This window comes from Planobispora rosea (assembly GCF_014648175.1).
Taxonomy (GTDB): domain Bacteria; phylum Actinomycetota; class Actinomycetes; order Streptosporangiales; family Streptosporangiaceae; genus Planobispora; species Planobispora rosea.
On sequence record NZ_BMQP01000011.1, the window covers coordinates 160,186 to 179,602 of the forward strand.

The following is a 19,417-nucleotide window of genomic DNA, read 5'->3' on the forward strand; positions in this document are numbered from 1 at the left end:
CCATGATCCGAAGGTCCCTCTCCGATGAGGCTACGGGACGATGTTGACCAGCTTCGGCGCGCGGACGATGACCTTGCGCGGCTCGCCGGACAGGAAACCCCGGACCTTCTCCGAGGCCAGGGCCAGGGCCTTCAGATCGGCCTCGGAGATGTCCGGGGAGACCTCCAGGCGGTCGCGGACCTTCCCGGCGACCTGCACGACGCAGGTGACGGCGTCCTCGACCAGCAGGGCGGGATCGGCGACCGGCCAGCCCGCCCGCGCGACCGAGGCGGAGTGGCCCAGCCGCTCCCAGCCCTCCTCCGCGGTGTACGGCGCGACCAGCGACAGCATGACGGCCAGGGTCTCGGCGGCCTCGCGGACCGCCGGGTCGGCGGCGCCGGGGCCGGAGTCGATGGCCTTGCGGGCCGCGCTGGTCAGTTCCATCATCCGCGCCACCGCGACGTTGAACCGGTGGCCCTCGACCAGCTTGGTGACCTCGTCGACGGTCTTGTGGACCGTCTTGCGCAGGCTCAGGTCGCCGGTGGTGGCGTCCGTCCCCGGGGCGGAGGCCGCCCCGGCCTCGGCCATGACGCGGAAGGCGCGGGCCAGGAACTTCTGCGAGGCGGCGGGCGAGACGTCGGCCCAGTCGATGTCGTCCTCGGGCGGGCCGGCGAAGATCATGGTCAGCCGGACGGCGTCCACGCCGAAGGCGTCGATCTGCTGGCCCAGGTCCACGCCGTTGCCCAGGGACTTGGACATCGCCTTGCCCTGGTTGATGACCTGGCCCTGGTTCAGCAGCCGGGTGAAGGGCTCGGTGAAGTCGACCATGCCCATGTCGTGCAGGACCTTGGTGAAGAACCGGGAGTACAGCAGGTGCAGGATGGCGTGCTCGACGCCGCCGACGTACTGGTCGATCGGGCCCCACTGGCGGACCTTCTCGACGTCGAACGGGCCGTCCTCGTAGTCCGGGTCGACGTAGCGCAGGTAGTACCACGAGGAGTCGACGAAGGTGTCCATGGTGTCGGTGTCGCGCCTGGCGGCGCCACCGCACTTGGGGCACCCCACGTTCACCCAGTCCCCGGCCGAGGCCAGCGGGGAGACGCCCTTGGGCGCCAGGGCCTCACCGCGCAGATCGGGCAGGGTGACCGGCAGCTGCTCGTCCGGGACGGGGACCTCGCCGCAGTCGGGGCAGTGGACGATCGGGATCGGGCAACCCCAGAAGCGCTGGCGGGACAGCAGCCAGTCGCGCAGCCGGTAGTTGACCGCCGCCTTGCCGGTGCCCCGCTCGCCCAGAATCTCGATGATCTTCCGGATCGCGGAGGTCTTGTCCAGGCCGTCCAGCGGGCCTGAGTTGACCAGGGCGCCGTCCCCGGAGGTCGCCACGCCGGTCTCGCCCGGGTCGGCCAGGCCGGTGTGCACGACGACCCGGACCGGCAGGTCGAAGGCGCGGGCGAAGTCCAGGTCGCGCTGGTCATGCGCGGGCACGGCCATGATGGCGCCGTGACCGTAGTCGGACAGCACGTAGTCGGCCGCCCAGACCGGCATGCGCTCGCCGTTGACCGGGTTGATCGCGTACCGGCCCAGGAAGACGCCGGTCTTCTCCTTCTCGGTGGACAGCCGGTCGATGTCCGACAGCTTGGCCACCTCGGCGCGGTAGGCCTCGAAGGCCGCCCGCTGCTCGTCGGAGACGATCTCGGCGGCCAGCGGGGCGTCCGGGGCGACCACGAAGAAGGTCGCGCCGTACAGCGTGTCGGGGCGGGTGGTGTAGACCGTGACCGGCTCGTCGCGGCCCTCGATCACGAAGGCGACGTCGGCGCCCTCCGAGCGGCCGATCCAGTTGCGCTGCATGCTCAGCACGCGCTCCGGCCAGCCGCCCTCCAGCTGCGCCATGTCGTCCAGCAGCCGGTCGGCGTATTCAGTGATCTTGAAGTACCACTGGGTCAGCTCGCGGCGGACCACCTCGGCGCCGCAGCGCTCGCACCGGCCGCCGACGACCTGCTCGTTGGCCAGCACCGTCTGGTCGTTGGGGCACCAGTTGACCAGGCCGCCCTTGCGGTAGGCCAGGCCGCGCTCGAAGAAGCGCAGGAACAGCCACTGGGTCCAGCGGTAGTACTCCGGGTCGCTGGTGTGCAGGCGGGTGGACCAGTCGAAGGAGACGCCGTACCGCTTGAAGGAGGCGGCCTGGGTCTCGATGTTGGCGTAGGTCCACTCGGCCGGATGGGCGTTGCGCTTGATCGCGGCGTTCTCGGCCGGCAGGCCGAAGGAGTCCCAGCCGACCGGGTGCAGGACGTTGTAGCCCTTCTGCACCCAGTAACGCGCCACGACGTCGCCGATGCCGAACGCCTCGGCGTGCCCCATGTGCAGGTCGCCCGAGGGATAGGAGAACATGTCGAGCATGTAGCGCTTCTCGCGGGTGTCGGCGGGGTCGTCCGCGGCCCGGAAGGGGTCCAGCTCCTCCCACCTGCGCACCCACTTGGCCTGCAGCGCCTGCGGGTCGTAGTGCTGCTCGTCGCTCTGTATGTCGGCTCGCTCGCTCACGTTTTCTTCCCTCGGTGTCCGTCCGCACAGATGAACAGATGATCTGAATCATCCGACCCAATAGAAAAACCCTCCGCTCAGGCGAAGGGCAGCCGCACCGGTGGGGCGTCTAGCGCCGGGAAGGCCGGTGCGGCCCGGTAAGCAGCAGGGTCGCGGCACGCATATCTAAAGCCTATCGCAGTCCGTAACGCTTTTCATGAGCACGGTACGGACGCGGCCCCGAACACGGTACGGAGGCGACCGAGCCGAATCCGGGACGCCGGGACCGGGGGGTCGGCACAATGGTGGGACGTCACACGCGGGGCAGTCGGCACCCGGGCCGGTAGATCCGTTGTGACCTCGACTGTCCCTGCCGTTTACCCTTTTCACCGTGGCACACTCAGCAGCGCCGGGGCAGGGCCCTGATCCCACGGAGGCGGGCCTGCCGATGCAGGATCCTCCGACCGATCCCACCGGGCTTCAGTTCAGGGGGGCGTTCTCCCGTTTCCCCGCCGATCCCCCCGCTTCGCATGAGAGCATGCCCAATATTCCCAATTCGGGCACCCATACGAGAGGTAAGGAACCCATGGCCCCGGATGATTCCAGCCGGCCCCACTTGCCTCCGGCATGGGCCCCGGCCCCCGAACCCCCGCCGGCTTGGGCGAACGACCCGCTCGGCACCGGTACGGGCGGCACCGGCCCGCTCGGCACCGGCCCGCTCGGCACCGGCGGCACCGGTCCGGGGCTCCCGCTCCCGCCGCAGGTTCCCGCCCCGGGCGACTCCTCGCGGCAGGCCTCCGTCCCGGGCAGCCGCTCGTGGCAGCAGATGTTCCAGACGCAGTCCTCCACCCCCGCGAATCCCCGATCGGGGGCGCCGGCTGCCGGCGCGCGGGATGACGACGGCCCGTCGTACGGCGGGCCCGCCCAGGGAGATCCCGCCCAGGGCAGCTGGCCGCCCGTGGCCGCGACCGGCAGCTGGCCGCCCGTACCCGCGGCTCCGGCCCAGAGTTCTCGGGGCCCGGAGAACGGTGCACAGGCCCCCTCGGCCGATCCGTTCGCCAGGCACGACCCCTCCATGTCCGGCGATCCGTTCGCCAGGCACGACCCCTCCATGTCCGGTGACCCGTTCGCCAGGCACGACCCCTCCATGTCCGGTGACCCGTTCGCCAGGCACGACCCCTCCATGTCCGGTGACCCGTTCGCCAGGTCCGCGCCCTTCGCGCAGACCTCCACGTTCAGCGTCCCCGCGCCCGCGGAGGCGGGCCGTTCCGGCAACGGCGGTCCGGTCGGCAACGGCGGGAGCCCGGGCGACGGCGGGCATCCCGGCAACGGACATCCGGGTAACGGCGGGCCGGGCCAGGGCCACCCGCAGTCCCCCCAGGTCCCGCCGGGCGGCCACCTGAGCCGGGACCCGTCCGACCCCAACCGGCCGTTCGTCACCGCCGGTCAGATCAGCGGGCCCAAGACCCCGCCGCCGGAGCGCCAGCAGGAGCTGTGGAACACCGTCTTCGGCGAGAACTACCAGGCCATCGGCGACGAGGGCGAGCTGGAGGAGACCGGCAGGCCGGTCTGGGTCTTCGCGCTCGCCGGGTCCGTGGCGATCGCGCTGGTCGGCGCGCTCATCTGGGCCTTCCTGGCCGGGCCGCTGGCCTCCGCCGACGAGGTCACCGAGCCCGTGGCCGACAGCAGCAAGCCCGCGGCCTCGCCGAAGACGACCGCCAAGCCGAAGATCGGCCGCCTGCCGAAGTACCCGGGTGAGGCCTCGCCGGTCGCCGGCACCCTCACCGATGCCAACGCCGCCATCACCCTCGCGCGGCTCGGTGCCCCGTGGCGGCAGGACACCCGCCCGACGATGCCCACGACGTACGGCTTCAGCACCCGCCAGTACGCCCCGGCGGGCCAGGACTCGACCGGGAAGAACCAGTACGCCCAGGTCATGTCCGGGCCGCTCTCACCCCGGCTGCGCAAGCACTACACCTCGCCGGAGAACCTGGCGCCGGTGATCAACGCGGTGGCGAACGCCGCGCGCAACAAGTTCTTCCCCGAGGGCAACAAGGCCCGCAAGACCGCCCAGCAGACCCTGTCGGTCAGCGGCCTCCCGGGCCAGCTGGCCGCCTACGAGATCACCTCCGGCACGGACACGACCACCATCGTCGTGGCCGCGGTGAGCACCGGGGCCGATCTGCCCGCGATCGTCTACATGTCGGTCCCGGAGAGCGGCGAGGAGCTGCTGCCCGACGTCAACACCGTCTTCAAGTCGATCAGGACGGCCGCCGGCTGAGGGCCGGGGACGGCCCCGGCCTCAGAAGCGGCACTCCATGTGCTTGATGCCGTTGATGAAACTGGAGTAGAGCCGCTCGGGGGTGCCGCCCTCGATCTGCGGCACGCGGCGCAGCAGCTCACGGAACATCACCGTGATCTCGCGGCGGGCCAGGTGGGCGCCGAGGCAGAAGTGCGGCCCCGGCCCGCCGAAGCCCACGTGCGGGCCCTCGGTGCGCAGGATGTCGAACCGGAGCGGATCGGTGAAGACCGTCTCGTCCCGGTTGGCGGACCAGTAGTAGAGGACGACCTTCTCGCCCTTGCGGTAGAGGGTGCCGTTCATCTCGTGGTCGCGGGTGAGTTTGCGCCGCATGAAGTTCACCGGGGCGGCCAGCCGGACGATCTCCTCGACCGCGCCGGGGGCGTGGCCGTCGATGTCGGAGAGCCAGAGCGCGCGCTGGTCGGGGTTGCGGGTCAGCAGGCGCAGGCCGTACGAGATGGCGTTGCGGGTGGTCTCGTTGCCCGCCACCACCAGCAGGATGAAGAACGAGCCCAGTTCCTGGGCGGTGAGCCGCTCTCCGTCGATGTTGGCGTTGACCAGTGACGAGGTGAGGTCGTCGGTGGGGTGCTCGGCGCGGTACGCGGCGAGGTCCTGGACGAGCTGGTTGAGTTCCAGTCCGGCGGCCAGCAGCCTCTCTGCGATCTTGGTTATGTCGTCGCCGCCGTACTCCGGGTCGAAGCCGCCGAGGATGACGTTCGACCGGTCGAAGACGAAGCCGTAGTCCTTCTCCGGAATGCCCATCATGTCGCAGATGATCTTCAGCGGCAGCCGGGCCGCGACCTCGGTGACGAAGTCGCAGCCCGGCCCCCCGGCGAGCAGATCATCGACGATCTTCGAGGCCGCCGCGTCGACGTCGGCCTCGAACTGCTTGATCATCTTTGGGGTGAACGCCCGGGAGACGATCCGGCGCAGCCGCGCGTGCCGGGGGTCGTCCATATTGATCATCGAGCCGAAGTACTCGGTGAACTCCGGCGGCATGTCCGGAATGTTGGTGGCGCCGCCGTCGCCGGAGCAGAAGACCTCCGGATTCCGGCTGGCCTCCAGGATGTCGGCGTGCCGGACCAGCGCGTGGTAGCCCGGCCCCGGCGGGGCGAAGTCGATCTCCGGCTCCCGGTAGAAGACCGGATGCTCCAGGCCCCGCAGGAGCTGGAAGGCGTGCTCCCGCTCGTGCATGGGCCTGGCCCAGAAGTCGTAGTCCGACAGGTCGAAGTCGGCGACGGAGACGATCGGCCTCCGCTCGGCTGGCGTCACGCTCATGACCCCGATCCTTTGCAGAAGCAACCACTTACGTCAATGGGGTGATTCAGAACTCGCAGGTCAGGTGCTTGATGCCGTTGATGAAGCTGGAGCGCAGGCGGTCGGGCTCACCGGCGGAGCGGATCTGCGGGAGCCGGGTGAACAGCTCGCGGAACATCACGGCGATCTCGCGGCGGGCCAGGTGGGCGCCGAGGCAGAAGTGCGGCCCCGGCCCGCCGAAACCGACGTGGGGGCCCTCGGTGCGCAGGATGTCGAAGCGGCAGGGGTCGGTGAAGACGTCCTCGTCACGGTTGGCGGACCAGTAGAAGAGCAGCACCTTGTCACCCTCGCGGTAGAGGGTGCCGTTCATCTCGTGGTCGCGGGTGACCGTACGGCGCATCCACGTGACCGGGGAGGCCAGCCGGACGATCTCCTCGACCGCCCCGCCGACGCGGCCGTCGAAGTCCGAGAGCAGCAGCGCCCGCTGGTCCGGGTTCTCGGTGAACAGGTGCAGGCCGTGGGAGATGGCGTTGCGGGTGGTCTCGTTGCCCGCCACCACCAGCAGGATGAAGAACGAGCCCAGCTCCTGCATCGTCAGCTTCTCGCCGTCGATGTTGGCCCTGGTGAGGGTGGCGATGAGGGCGTCATCGGCCAGGTCGCGCGAACCGGCCAGGGAGGTGACCAGGTCCTGGAGGCGCTGACCGGCTCCCAGCAGCAGTTCGGCGGCCTTGCTGAGGTCCTCGATGAACTCGGGGTCGCCGCCGGAGAGGATGACGTTCGAGGCGTCGAAGACCGTCTGGTAGTGCTCCTCGGGGATGCCCATCATGTCACAGATGATCTTCAGGGGCAGCCGGGCCGCGACCTCGGTGACGAAGTCGCCGCCCGGCCCCCCGGCGATGAGGTCGTCCACGATGCGGGTGGCCTCGGCCTGGACGTCGGCCTCGAACTGCTTGATCATCTTCGGGGTGAACGCCCGGGAGACGATCCGGCGCAGCCGCGCGTGCCGGGGGTCGTCCATATTGATCATCGAGCCGAAGTACTCGTTGAACTCCACCGGCAGGTCCTGGACGCTCGTCGCGCTCCGGCCCGAGCAGAAGACCTCGGGGTTCCGGCTGGCCTCGACGATGTCGGCATGGCGCACCAGCGCGTGGTAGCCGGGGCCCGGCGGGGCGAAGGAGATCTCCGGCTCGGCGAAGCGGATCGGGCCCGGCTGCGCGCGGAGTACGGCGAAGGCCGCCTCGCGTTCGGCCATCGGCCGCTCCCAGAACGCGATGTCGGACAGGTTGATCTCCGACAGCGGGATCGCCAGTCCGGGGTCCGAAACCGTCACACCAGCCTCCATTAGAACCGAGTTCGGTTTCTTGCCGATCCTGCCATACGGTCACCGTCCCAACCAGTCCAGAATCAGCGCGTTCACCTCCCGGGGCCGCTCCAGGTGGAGGAAGTGGCCGGCGAGGGGAACACGCTTCATCCGGGATCCCGGCGGCAGGAACTGCGGGGCCGCCATCGTCAGGTCCGGGTGCAGGCAGCCGTCGCGCTCCCCGTGCAGATAGAGGATCGGCACCTCCCCGCCGCCCGCGGCCCCCTCGGCGGCATAGCGGCCGGTCGGCGGCACGGTGCCCAGCATGGCCCGGTAGTAGCCGATCGCGGCGGCCAGGTTGGCGGGGCCGGCCAGGCTCCGCCGTACCTCCGCGACGTCCTGCGCGGCGTCGTAGCCCGGCGACCAGTCGCGCCACAGCCCTTCGATGAACCCCTCCCCGGCGGCCGCCGTCTCGGCCAGGGGCGTCTGGAACAGGAAGATGTAGAAGGAGCGCTTGAGCTGCTCGTAGTCGAAGAAGGCCGAGATCATCGCGGCCGGCGGGGGCACCGCCATGGCGACCGCCGTCCGCCAGCGCTCGGGAGCGAAGGCGGTGGCGCCGTAGACGGGGAAGGCTCCCCAGTCGTGCCCGATGAGCACCGCGTCGCCGTCGCCGCCGAGCGCCTCGTGCAGCGCGCAGGCGTCGGCGACCAGCGCCCCGGGCTCGTAGGCCCCGTCGGCGGGGATCGAGGTGGGCGCGTAACCGCGCATGAACGGCGCGACCGCCCGGTAGCCGCGATCGGCCAGCGCGGGCAGGAGGTGCCGCCAGGTGTGCGCGGTGTCGGGGAAGCCGTGCAGGCAGAGCGCGAGCGGCCCCTGCCCCGTCTCCAGGTAGCCGAAGTCGATCCCGTTGGCCGTGACCGTCCTGATCTCCATGCTCGTGAACCTAGCACTAGCTTGACTCCGGGCAGTGGGCACTCTTCCGCAATCACCCCCCTCCCCCTGCCGCAACAGGACCGCGACCCGCTCCTGGTCGGCCCACCCCGAGGAGATCGACGCGCAGACGGGTCAGGTCGCGTACGGCAGATGCTTGATGCCGTTGATGAAGTTGGACAGCAGGTAGTCGGGCTCGCCGGTGGAGCGGATCTCCGGCAGGCGGGTGAACAGCTCGCGGAACATCACGGTGATCTCACGGCGGGCCAGGTGGGCGCCGAGGCAGTAGTGCGGGCCCGGGCCGCCGAAGCCGACGTGCGGGTTGGGGTGCCGGGTGATGTCGAAGGCGTCGGGGTCGGTGAAGACGGCCTCGTCGCGGTTGGCGGAGTTGTAGAAGAGCAGGACCTTGTCGCCCTTGCGGTAGTCCATGCCGTTCATCGTGTGGTCACGGGTGAGCGTTCGGCGGAACTGGATCACCGGCGTGGAGTAGCGGATGATCTCCTCGACCGCCCCGCCGATGCGGCCCTCGAAGTCCGAAAGGAGCAGCTCCCGCTGCTCGGGGTGGTCGGTGAGCAGTTTCAGCCCGTGGGAGATGGCGTTGCGGGTGGTCTCGCTCCCGGCGACCACCAGCAGGATGAAGAACGAGCCCAGCTCCTGGGGCGTGAGCGACTCCTCGCCGTTGACCAGGAGACTGGTCAGGTCGCCGGTGGAGTTCCCCCGGCGCGCGCGGCCGAGCCGGGCGGCCAGGTGGTTGAGCGAGCGGCCGGCGTTCATCAGCTTGACCAGGCCGCGGGCCACGTTCCAGCGTTTGAACTCGGGCTCGATGCCGGTGTACTCGGGGTCGGCGTTGCCCAGGATGATGTTGGTCGCCCGGAGCACCCGGTCATGAAATTTCGGAGGAATCCCCATCATGTCGCAGATGACCTGGACCGGGAGCCGGGCCGCGATCTGGGTCACGAAGTCGCCGGGTCCCTCCGCGATCGCCTCGTCCACGATCCGGGTGGCCGCGCGCTGGAGGTCCTCCTCCATCTTGGACAGGATCCGGGGCGTGAACGCCCGGGAGACGATCCGGCGCAGCCGCGCGTGCCGGGGGTCGTCCATGTTGATCATCGAGCCGAAGTAGACCGCCATCCACCGGGGCATGTCCACGATGCTGTTGGCCGTCGGCTCACTGCTGAAGATCCCGGCGTTCCTGCTGGCCTCGGAGACGTCCGCGTGCCGCACCAGCGCGTAGTAGCCGGGCCCGTGCCCGACGAAGGGAACCTTGTTCTCCTTGACGAACACGGGCCGGTCCAACCGGCGGAGCCGCCGGAAGGCGTCCGCGCGCTCCGCCTGCGGGAGAGCCCAGAACGGGATCTGCGACAGGTCGATATCCGCCACGCTCACTGTCATAGCCCCAGGCTTGAGCAAGCGCTCACTTACGTCAAGTGTGAGCCGCGGCACACCGCCCGGAGGCCGTCCGGCGTCTCTCGGTCCGGTGGCCGGTCACCACGGCTGCGCGCCTGGATCGCCCGTCCCGGGCGCAGGCACGCGAGGTGACCGCGCCGGCCTCATTCGGCGAGCTCATTCGACGCCCGGCTGCGGCGCGGTGACGGGTTCGAGCAGTGCGGCGGCCGCCGGCTGGTGCAGGTGCCTGGCCCACTCCAGCGGGGTCGCCTCGAAGCGCCGGTCGCGGAGGCCGGGATCGGCGCCCAGGTCCAGCAGCCGGCGGATGAGCTCGACGTCGCCGTTGGCTGCGCCGTGGTGCAGCGCCGTCTCCCAGGCCTCTTCGACCGGCGCGTCGCCGCGCCCGTAGGCGTTCACGTCGAAGCCGAGCTCCGCCAGCAATGCGACCGCCTCGCTGCCGCCCCGGGCCGCGGCCCACACGATGAGCCCGGGGCGGCTGCGGCGGGCTTCCTCCACGGCGTCGGGATGCTCGGCGCGGACGCGGTTCAGTGCGGACCGGTCGGCGCGGAGCGCCCCGGCGATCAGCTCGTGCACCGGGTCGGGTCCGGGCGGCGCGGCCCCCTGGGCGAGGAGATAGCCGGCGATCTCGGTATCGCCGTTCAGCCGGGCCAGCTCGACCGGTGTCCGGCCGTCACCGGGGCTCCACGCGGGCCCGTCACCCTCGAACGGCGAGCGGAAGTCGACGCCGTGCTCGACCAGGAGCCGCACCCGGGCGGGCTGGTGGTGCTCGACAGCCCAGCGCAGCTGGACGCGCAGCATCCGCGCGGGCTCGTCGAGCTCCCCGATCCGCCTCTTCCACGGACCGCCGTCCCCGGTGCCGAGCCCGTATGCGAACAGCAGTTCCAGATGCGAGTCGTCCGGCTCGAACATCCGGTTGTACAGGGTCTGAGCGTCGTTGGGATCGGCGCCCGCGTCGAGCAGCAACCGGCCCAGCGCCTGCCAGTGGGGGTGCGGAGGCTGACGCCGCCGGCCCAGCTCGCCGTGACCGAACACCCCGGTCAGCAACGTGAACGGCGGCGGCAGGGCGTTGAAGAGGTAGCCCTCGTTGGCGTCGGCGCCGGCGCCGAGCAGTTTCCGGGCGACCGCGAGCACCCGCTCGGCCGGCACGGCCGGGTCGAATCGCGAGTAGACGAGGTAGTAGAGCGGTCGCCAGCGGAACGGGCCACCCCGCTCCACCGCCCGCCGCGGCTGCTCGGCGAGCAGCCTGCCGACGTCGTCCGGGCGGGCGGCGGCCGCGGCGGCCCAGATGTTTCCCGTGGTCAGGCCGGGGTGCCGATCGAGCAGTGCGCGGGCTCGCGCCCAGCGCGCCGGCCCGTCCTCGCGGCTGTAGGTCAGGCAGGCGAGGCGGCAGAACTCCTCCGCCGGGTCGGTCACGGGCCTCGCGCCGAGTCTGGCGTCCCAGCCGTGTTCGGCCGCGGTCTCCAGGTACCGCGTGAGCCGGGGCCAGCTGGCGAACCCGTATTCGCGGGCGAGGACGAACTGCGCCGCGCTGAGCCGCAGGCCGCCGACGTCGTCCGGCACCCCGCCGGGATGATGGCGGGCCAGTCGTGCGACGGCCTCGGGGTCCCCGGCCCGAACGGCCCGCTGCAGGGCACGGGCCTGGCGACGGAAACTGTCGAGGTGGGGGCGGTCGGGCATGCCCAGGGTCGGCACAGCGGCCTCCTCTCGTCTGCCTGCTGTCCGCTCGGTCAGGCCGAAAGGAGAACGATGGTGACACGTGGTGCACACGCCAGGTGGGCTGAGCCCATTCCCGCGGACCGGAGGCGCCCTGGAGCCGCCGTCATTGTAATCCGGTCCCGGGGGCGGCGGGCAAGCGTGGAGCTCTTCGGACGGCTGTCCGCTCAGGAGGCCGTACGGTCCGCCGCGATCAGATCGGCCGCCTTCTCCCCGATCATCACGGCCGGGGCGTGGGTGTGCCCCCGGTTGATGACCGGCATGATCGACACGTCGGCGACCCGGAGCCCCGCGACTCCCCGCACCCGCAGCGCGGGATCGACCACCGACTCCGCGTCGGCGCCCATGCGGCAGGTGCCGACCGGGTGGTAGAGGGTCTCGCTGCGCTCCCGGATCCAGCGGGCGAGTTCCTCGTCGGTCCGCGGCCCCCAGTAGGGGTCCATCGGCGGGCCGGCGAACGGCTTCAGCGCCTCGGTGGCGAACAGCTCCCTCGCCTTGCGCAGCCCGGCGACCTGCCGCCGGATGTCGGCCTCGGCCGTCAGGTAAGCGGGGTCGATCACCACCTCCCGGCCGTTGAGGGAGATCCGGCCTCTGCTCTCGGGCTGGAGCAGGATCGAGGCGATGGTCAGGCCGTGACCGGACGGGGGCGTCATGCCGTGGTCGATGAACGGGCCGGGGGCGAAGATCAGCTCGATGTCCGGGGCGGGCTCGTCCGGGGTGGTGCGGATGAAGGCCACGGCCTCGCCGACGTTGGAGGTGAGCATGCCCCGCCCGCGGACCAGGAAGCGCAGCAGGTTGGCGGTGGACTCGGCGCCGGTGAGCGTGACCGGCCGGGGGCAGTTCAGGATGACGCCCGAGGCCAGGTGGTCCTGGAGGTTCCGGCCGACCTCGGGCAGGTCGCGGACCGGCTCGACGCCCTGGGCCCGCAGTTCGTCGGCGGGCCCGACGCCGGAGAGCATCAGCAGGTGCGGGGAGCCGATCGCGCCGGCGGAGAGGATCACCTCGCGGGCCGCGCGGGCCACCGTGCCGCCGCCGGAGGCCCCGCCGCCCGAAGCCCCGCCCGAAGCCCCGCCCGCGGCCCCGTCCGGGCCGTGGCCGTACTCCACGCCGGTCGCGCGCCCGTCCTCGATGATGACCCTGCGCACGTGCGCGGCGGTGACCACGGAGAGGTTGGGGCGCTTCGTCGCCGGCCGCAGGTAGGCGTCGGCGGCGCTCCAGCGGCGGCCCCGGTGCTGGGTGACGGGCGTGGGGCAGTACCCCTCGTTGGAGGGGCCGTTCAGCTCGTCCAGCCGGGTCAGGCCGAGCTCCTCGCAGGCCGTCAGGAACGCGGTGGTGGTGACGTTGGGACTGCGCAGCTCGGAGATGTAGACGGGTCCGGCGGTGCCGTACACGCCTCCGCGGTTGCTGCCGACGCGGCGTTCGGCCTTGCGGAAGTACGGCAGGACCTCCTCGTAGGACCAGCCGGGCACGTCCCAGCCGTCGTAGTCGGCCCGGTGCCCGCGCACCCACATCTGCGCGTTGAGCGAGGATGAGCCGCCGATCACCCGGCCGCGCGGCCAGTAGAGCTCCCGGCCGGACATCTCGGGCTGTTTGGCGGTGGTGAAGTTCCAGTCGTAGTCGGTCTTGAACAGCTTGGCGAACCCGACCGGCATCCGGATCTCCAGCTTCCGGTCCGGCCCGCCCGCCTCCAGCAGGAGCACCCTCGCCGAGGGATCCTCCGACAGGCGGTTGGCGAGAACGCATCCCGCCGACCCGGCGCCCACGATCACGTAGTCGTAGTCCATGTCCACTGACCCTTTCCTCATGAGGCCGGCCAGCTCGCCTCCCCGTAAGCGGGCTCTTACCTGCATACTTCCGGTGGTCATCCCTGTCAATTCGTGACCTGGGCTACCTACCGGTCGGTATGCTCCCCCTGCAAGGATGGGCGGGTCAGAGTTTGTTCGGACGGAGGACCCATCCATGCTCAACCTGTCGATCGTGCTGGAGGACAGCGCCCGGGAGACCCCTGACCGCACCGCGCTCGTCTTCGGTGAGCTGCGCCTGCCGTACTCCCTGGTCAACACCGTCGCGAACCAGGTTGCCAACCTGCTGGTATCCCGGGGAATCGGCAAGGGGGACAAGGTCGCTCTGGCCTGTCCGAACCTCCCCTACTTCCCGTTCGTCTACTACGGCATCCTCAAGGCCGGTGCGACGGTCGTCCCGCTCAACGTCCTGCTCCAGTCGCGTGAGATCACCTACCACCTGGAGGACTCCGAGGCCAAGGCGCTGTTCTGCTTCGAGGGCTCCCCCGAGCTGCCGCTGGGCGAGCGGGGCAGGGCGGGCTTCGAGGGCGCCGCGGGGACGGAGCACTTCTTCGTCCTGCCGGCCACGCCGTTCGCCACCGAGTCGGAGTACGGCGAGACCGTCTGGGCGGCGCTGGACGGGGTCTCCGCGGAGTTCGAGACGGTGCAGACCGCGCCGGACGACACCGCGGTGATCCTCTACACCAGCGGCACCACGGGCCAGCCCAAGGGCGCCGAGCTCAGCCACCAGAACATGCTGATGAACGCCATGGTCTCGGACGAGATGTTCCCGCGCACCGAGGGCGGCGACGCCTACCTCGCGGTGCTGCCGCTGTTCCACTCCTTCGGCCAGACCGTGATCATGAACGCCGGGTTCCGCCGCCGCGCCACCCTCGTGCTCATGCCGCGCTTCGAGCCGGGCCCCGCGCTGGAGCTGATGCGCAACGAGAACGTCACGCTGTTCGCGGGCGTGCCGACCATGTACTGGGGCATGCTGACCAAGATCCACGCCGACGGCGACGAGGTCCCCACCTCGCTGCGGGTCGCGGTGGCGGGCGGCGCGTCCTCCCCGGTCGAGGTGCTCAAGGACTTCCAGGCGACCTTCGGGGTCGGCATCCTGGAGGGCTACGGCCTGTCCGAGACCTCCCCGGTGGCCAGCTTCAACCAGCCCGGCAAGCCCAGCAAGGTGGGCAGCATCGGCACGCCCATCTGGGGCGTGGAGATGAAGCTGATCGACAGCGAGTGGAACACGGTCGAGGGCGAGGGCCCCGGCGAGATCGCCATCCGCGGCCACAACGTGATGAAGGGCTACTACAACCGGCCCGAGGCGACCGCCGAGGTCATGCGGGACGGCTGGTTCCGCACCGGCGACATCGCCACCCGCGACGAGGACGGCTACTACGCGATCATCGACCGCGCCAAGGACATGATCATCCGGGGTGGCTTCAACGTCTACCCGCGTGAGCTCGAAGAGGTCCTGATGACCCACCCGGAGGTCTCCCTCGCCGCGGTGGTCGGGGTTCCCCACGAGTCGCACGGCGAGGAGGTCAAGGCCTACATCATCCGCACGCCGGGGGCGACCGTCACCGAGGAGCAGCTGGTCGGCTGGTGCAAGGAGAACATGGCGGCCTACAAGTACCCGCGGATCGTCGAGTTCCGCGACGCCCTGCCGATGACCGCCACCGGCAAGATCCTCAAGCGCGAGCTCCGCTGACGGTCCCGCTGACGGGCACCACGCCGTACGGCGGCGCCGGAGACGTCCGCGTCCCGGCCCGCCGTACCGGCGCCGGAGGAAGAGGGGCCCGGACGAGACCGGGTGAAGCGGTGCCGGGACCGGGAACACCGAAGGAACGGCGGCATTGCGGCCGGGGACACCGGAGGAACGGCGGCGCTGTGGCCGGGGGCACTCGGGCACCGGGCGGGATTTCCTCAGCCGGGGGTGCGGCGTGCCGATGGAACGGGCATGACGGCCGCCAAATCCTGGGTTTTCCTCGTTGTCGCGAGTGCGGTCTCGGGCGTGACCGCCGCGATCTACGCGTCCGTGCCGGGGCAGATTCTCTATTTCGCTCTCTACGGCGTGATCTGCGCGCTGGCGTGGTGGGCCGCGTTCCGGCTGGTCCCCGCTCAGGACCGGCGGCCGTGGCTGCTCATCGCGCTCGCCCAGACGCTCTGGGTCACCGGTGACGCGATCGAGCTGGCGTTCCTCCATTTCACCGGCGAGGTGCCTCCCGTCGGGGTCAGCGACGCCTTCTGGCTGAGCGGCTACCCTCTGATCGCGCTGGCGCTGACGCTGATGGCCCGCCGACGGGCTCCCGGCCGGTTGCGCGGCGGCGTGCTCGACGCGCTGACCCTGTCCACGGTGGCCGCGCTGGCCTCCTGGCAGTTCCTGATCCAGCCCTTCATCGACGAGTACGGCCTGAGCCAGTCCGTCATCCCCGCGCTGTACCCGGTCGGCGACCTCGTGCTGCTGGCCGCGGTGCTGTTCCTCACCCTGTCGCCGGGGGAGCGCGGCGCCCCGACCCGGCTGCTGCTCGCCGCCGTCTCCACCTATCTGCTGGTGGACCTCGGCTACAACCTCCTGCCGTACCTGGTGGACTACAGCTACGTGGAGAAGCTGGGCGCGGGCCTGCTGCTCGGCCACGCCCTGTTCGTCACGGCCGCGCTGCACCCCCGCCGGGCCGAGCTGACCCGGCCCGGCATGGACATGCGGACGCTGCACCCGGCCCGGGTCGTCTTCCTCGGCCTGGCGCTGCTGGGCACGCCGGCGCTGGCCCTGCGGTACGCCGGTTTCAGCGGGCAGGAGATGGCCACCATCGTGGCCAGCGCCGCCTGCGCGGCGTTCGTGCTGGCCCGGTTCACCGGGGCGGTCCGCGAGCAGGAACGCATCCAGGCCCAGCTCGCCTACCAGGCGCGTCACGACCCGCTGACCGGGCTGGCCAATCGGACGGTCCTGCACGAGGCCCTGGAGCAGGCCGTGGAACAGATCGTGGAGAACCTGCCGTCCGGGCAGCCCGCACGGCCCGGCGACGCCGGGGTGGCGGTTCTCTACCTCGACCTCGACGGCTTCAAGGAGATCAACGACGTCCACGGCCACGACGCCGGGGACGCCATCCTGCGCGCGGTCGCAGGGCGCCTCGCGACCGCGGTCCAGGGAGCCGGCCTGGCGGCCCGGCTCGGAGGGGACGAGTTCGTCCTGCTGTGCCGGAACGCGTCCCGGCAGGACGCGGTGCTCCTGGCCGAGCGCGTCCTGCGGGAGATCGCCGAGCCGGTGCCCTTCGGGGAACACCGGCTCGGCGTCGGGGCCAGCGTCGGCATCGCCGTCTGCGGCGCCTCCGGGGACTCTCCCGCAGAGGTCCTGCGCGCGGCCGACTCCGCGATGTATTCGGCCAAGCGCCTCGGCAGAGGCCGCTGGGTCGCGGCCGGCGACGCCGGACCGCTCATGGCCGCCTGAGAACGCCCCGTCCCTCCTCCACGTGACCCGTCCGGCCCCCTCCTACGGCCTACGGCCAGTCGAGGGAGGGCCGCAGGGGCATGTGGGAACCGCCCGCGGAGTCGAGCTTCGTGGCCAGCACCTGGTGCAGCTGGATCTTGTTGCGCTCGAAGCCGACCACGCAGCCGGCCATGTAGAGCCGCCAGACCCGGGCCGTGCCCCGGCCCACCTCCCGGACCGCCTCGTCCCAGTGCTCGTCGAGGTTGGCGCACCAGTGGCGGAGGGTCCGGGCGTAGTGCTCGCGCAGGTTCTCCTCGTGCCTGATCTCGAAGCCGGTGTCCTCCATCTGCCGGATGAGGTGGCCCACCGACTCCAGCTCCCCGTCGGGGAAGACGTAGCGGTTGATGAAGCCGCCCGCGTTGAGGGTCTTCTCCCTCCCCGTCGGCCGGGTGATGCAGTGGTTGAGCAGGCGGCCGCCGGGTACCAGCTTGTTGTACAGGAACCGGAAGTAGAACGGCAGCTGCTCCTTGCCGATGTGCTCGGTCAGGCCGATCGAGCTGACCGCGTCGAAGCCGGTCTCCCGGACGTCGCGGTAGTCCATGTGCCGGATCTCGACCAGGTCGCCGAGTCCGGCCTCGGCGACGGCCTTCTGCCCCCACTCGGCCTGCTGGCGCGAGAGGGTGACCGCGAGCACCTTCACCCCGTACTGCCGGGCGGCGTGCATGGCCATGCCGCCCCAGCCGCAGCCCACGTCCAGCAGCCGCATCCCCGGCTTGAGCCCGAGCTTCTTGGCCACCAGGTCGAACTTGGCGAACTGCGCCTCCTCCAGCGACGCCTCCTCGGTGGGGAAGACGGCGCAGGTGTAGGCCATGGACGGGCCGAGCACCCACTCGTAGAAGGTGTTGGACACGTCGTAGTGGTGGTGGATCACCTCGGCGTCGCGCCGCCTGGCGTGCCGGCTGCCGAGCCGGGCCATCACGCTGCGCCGTACCTCCTGGGGGGGAGGCGGGACCCACATGGTCAGAGGCTTGAGACCGATGGCACGCAGTGTGTCGATCTTGTCACGCATGGGGATGTCGTTGACGGTCAGCGACCACATCCGCGACAGCAGGGTGTACATGTCCCCGTGGACGTCGAGGTGCCCGGAGACGTACGCCCGGGCGAGCCCGAGCTCCCCGGGAGCCTGCGCCAGGTAGGTCACCGCGACCGGGGACCGCACCTCGAGGGTGACGTCGGCGTCGGAAGGACCTGCCTCGCTCCCGTCGTAGGCGGTGAGGCGGATGCCCGCCTCGGGACCGATGACCTTCTCGAAGATCTCAGCGAGCCTCACAGAACGTACCTCCTTAACGCCCCCGTACACACTTGTCGTAGAGGTCGAGCAACCGGCCGCCGGAGTCGTAGGCTCGTTTGACCGGCCAGTAGGCGTCCCCGTTGTAGAGCCGCCAGAATTCGTCCCGGGGGTAGAACGACGTGGAGTACAGCGACTTGTGGCCGTCCAGCGCGTGCACCTCGTGCTCGATGAGACGGTTGTAGTAGCCGTCGAACTGGCCCCTGGGCAGCGGGACGGTCCCCCAGAAGCCGAAGTTCACATACAGCCGGCCCGGCTCCAGCGGGTAGAGCGGCCACCGGTCCGCAGCCTTGAGCGGGCACATCCAGACCGGCGTCATGCCGACCTTCTCATGGAAGAACTCCAGGAAGTCGGCGCCGCGCTCGACCGGCACCTCGATGTCCTGGATGACCGACTCCTGCACGGGCTGGTTCCGCCACCGGTCCAGCCGGGCGATCACCCCGTACCTGCGGTCGAGGCCGACGAGCCTGCGGTAGACGTCCGAGCGCATCCACCGGCGCGGCATCAGCGAGCGCACCAGCGGCGCCTGCACGCCGAAGGCCCGCGAGCACCAGAACCAGTCGGTGTCCCAGCGCCACAGGTAGTCGCGCACGGTCAGCCAGTCGCGGGTCCTGGTCCGGATCGACTGGTAGTAGATCCGCATGCCGGTGTAGTCGGAGACGTACGGCGCGCGCTCGGCGAAGCGGCCGAGGGTGATGTAGAGCTCGCCCGGTTCGAAGAAGGTTCCGTCCACGAAGTCGACCGGCTCGCCGTCGTGCTCGCCGGTCTCGCAGATCTCCTGCATGGCGAGCATGCACTTGTGGGCGTCGGTGAAGCGCACGTGGGCCAGCCGGACGTACGGCTGGACGGGCTTGAGCCTGATCCGGATCCGCAGCGCGTAGCCGAGTGTGCCGTAGGAGTTGGGGAACGCCCGGAACAGGTCGCGGTGCTCGTTGTCGTCCCGCGCGACGACGATGCGGCCGTCGCCGGTGAGGATCTCCAGTTCCTCCACGGACTCGTGCGGCAGCCCGTCGCGGAAGCTGGTGGACTCGATGCCGAGCCCGGTCACCGCGCCGCCGAGGGTGATGGTCTTCAGCTGCGGCACGACGTACGGCATGAGCCCGTGCGCGAGCGTGGCGTCCACCAGGTTCTCGTACGTGGTCATACCCTGGACCTCGGCGGTCATCGTGACCGGGTCGACCTCGATGACACGGTCCAGGTCCCGGGCCGAGAGCGCGGCGGTGCGGGTGCCGTGCCGGAACCGGAACAGGTTGGTGGTGGCCTTCGCCAGCCGGGGCGGGGCGTCCTGCGCCATCGTGGCGTACGACTCCCTGATCTGCTCGACCGCCCGCCGGTGCACCGACATCCGTGTCGTGGTCGTCACAGGACCTCACCCCCAGGGCTCTCGGCCAGAAAGATCGCCTATAGAACGTTATATCCCGAGCATCCCGTAAGCGAGGAGGGGCGCGTTAAACCC

The 19,417-nt window shown here is 70.7% G+C and carries 12 protein-coding genes; 3 read left to right on the forward strand and 9 right to left on the reverse strand.

What is annotated here, in order from left to right; genetic code table 11:
• Nucleotides 1–30: 30 nt before the first annotated feature.
• Nucleotides 31–2,517 carry a leucine--tRNA ligase gene (leuS, locus tag IEZ08_RS13760; RefSeq protein WP_189242248.1) on the reverse strand — a complete coding sequence of 829 codons (2,487 nt, stop codon included), beginning with the start codon at nucleotides 2,515–2,517 and terminating at the stop codon, nucleotides 31–33.
• Between the two features lie 565 nt (nucleotides 2,518–3,082).
• On the opposite strand from leuS, the gene IEZ08_RS13765 reads away from it, so the two are divergent.
• Entirely contained in the window at nucleotides 3,083–4,777 is a 1,695-nt protein-coding gene (locus tag IEZ08_RS13765; RefSeq protein ID WP_189242249.1) for a hypothetical protein, read from the forward strand.
• 21 nt (nucleotides 4,778–4,798) lie between these two features.
• Here IEZ08_RS13765 and IEZ08_RS13770 read toward each other — a convergent pair whose 3' ends face one another.
• From IEZ08_RS13770 to IEZ08_RS13795, 6 genes are all read right to left on the reverse strand, one after another.
• The gene (locus IEZ08_RS13770; protein ID WP_189242250.1) at nucleotides 4,799–6,073 is read right to left on the reverse strand and encodes a cytochrome P450; all 1,275 of its coding nucleotides are present in this window, start codon (nucleotides 6,071–6,073) and stop codon (nucleotides 4,799–4,801) included.
• A gap of 46 nt (nucleotides 6,074–6,119) precedes the next feature.
• A complete protein-coding gene (locus tag IEZ08_RS13775; RefSeq protein WP_189242251.1) occupies nucleotides 6,120–7,394 on the reverse strand; it encodes a cytochrome P450 in 1,275 nt (424 codons plus the stop codon).
• Between the two features lie 39 nt (nucleotides 7,395–7,433).
• Nucleotides 7,434–8,285: an alpha/beta fold hydrolase gene (locus tag IEZ08_RS13780; protein ID WP_189242252.1), complete on the reverse strand. Its 852-nt coding sequence runs from the start codon at nucleotides 8,283–8,285 to the stop codon at nucleotides 7,434–7,436.
• Nucleotides 8,286–8,417: 132 nt separating this feature from the next.
• Nucleotides 8,418–9,674, reverse strand: coding sequence for a cytochrome P450 (locus IEZ08_RS13785; RefSeq protein ID WP_189242253.1), 1,257 nt, complete (start codon nucleotides 9,672–9,674; stop codon nucleotides 8,418–8,420).
• Nucleotides 9,675–9,845: 171 nt separating this feature from the next.
• Nucleotides 9,846–11,381 (reverse strand): ankyrin repeat domain-containing protein, encoded by a 1,536-nt coding sequence (locus tag IEZ08_RS13790; RefSeq protein ID WP_189242254.1) that lies wholly within the window; start codon nucleotides 11,379–11,381, stop codon nucleotides 9,846–9,848.
• A gap of 188 nt (nucleotides 11,382–11,569) precedes the next feature.
• Nucleotides 11,570–13,186: a GMC family oxidoreductase gene (locus tag IEZ08_RS13795; RefSeq protein WP_068929032.1), complete on the reverse strand. Its 1,617-nt coding sequence runs from the start codon at nucleotides 13,184–13,186 to the stop codon at nucleotides 11,570–11,572.
• A gap of 175 nt (nucleotides 13,187–13,361) precedes the next feature.
• Between IEZ08_RS13795 and IEZ08_RS13800 the strand changes: the two genes are divergently transcribed.
• Together IEZ08_RS13800 and IEZ08_RS13805 are read left to right on the forward strand one after the other, a co-directional pair.
• Nucleotides 13,362–14,897: a long-chain-fatty-acid--CoA ligase gene (locus IEZ08_RS13800; protein WP_189242255.1), complete on the forward strand. Its 1,536-nt coding sequence runs from the start codon at nucleotides 13,362–13,364 to the stop codon at nucleotides 14,895–14,897.
• Nucleotides 14,898–15,146: 249 nt separating this feature from the next.
• The gene (locus IEZ08_RS13805; RefSeq protein ID WP_068925506.1) at nucleotides 15,147–16,634 is read left to right on the forward strand and encodes a GGDEF domain-containing protein; all 1,488 of its coding nucleotides are present in this window, start codon (nucleotides 15,147–15,149) and stop codon (nucleotides 16,632–16,634) included.
• Nucleotides 16,635–16,683: 49 nt separating this feature from the next.
• Here IEZ08_RS13805 and IEZ08_RS13810 read toward each other — a convergent pair whose 3' ends face one another.
• A complete protein-coding gene (locus tag IEZ08_RS13810; protein ID WP_068925508.1) occupies nucleotides 16,684–17,943 on the reverse strand; it encodes an SAM-dependent methyltransferase in 1,260 nt (419 codons plus the stop codon).
• Nucleotides 17,944–17,956: 13 nt separating this feature from the next.
• Entirely contained in the window at nucleotides 17,957–19,306 is a 1,350-nt protein-coding gene (locus tag IEZ08_RS13815; protein WP_189242270.1) for an FAD-binding oxidoreductase, read from the reverse strand.
• Nucleotides 19,307–19,417: the final 111 nt, after the last annotated feature.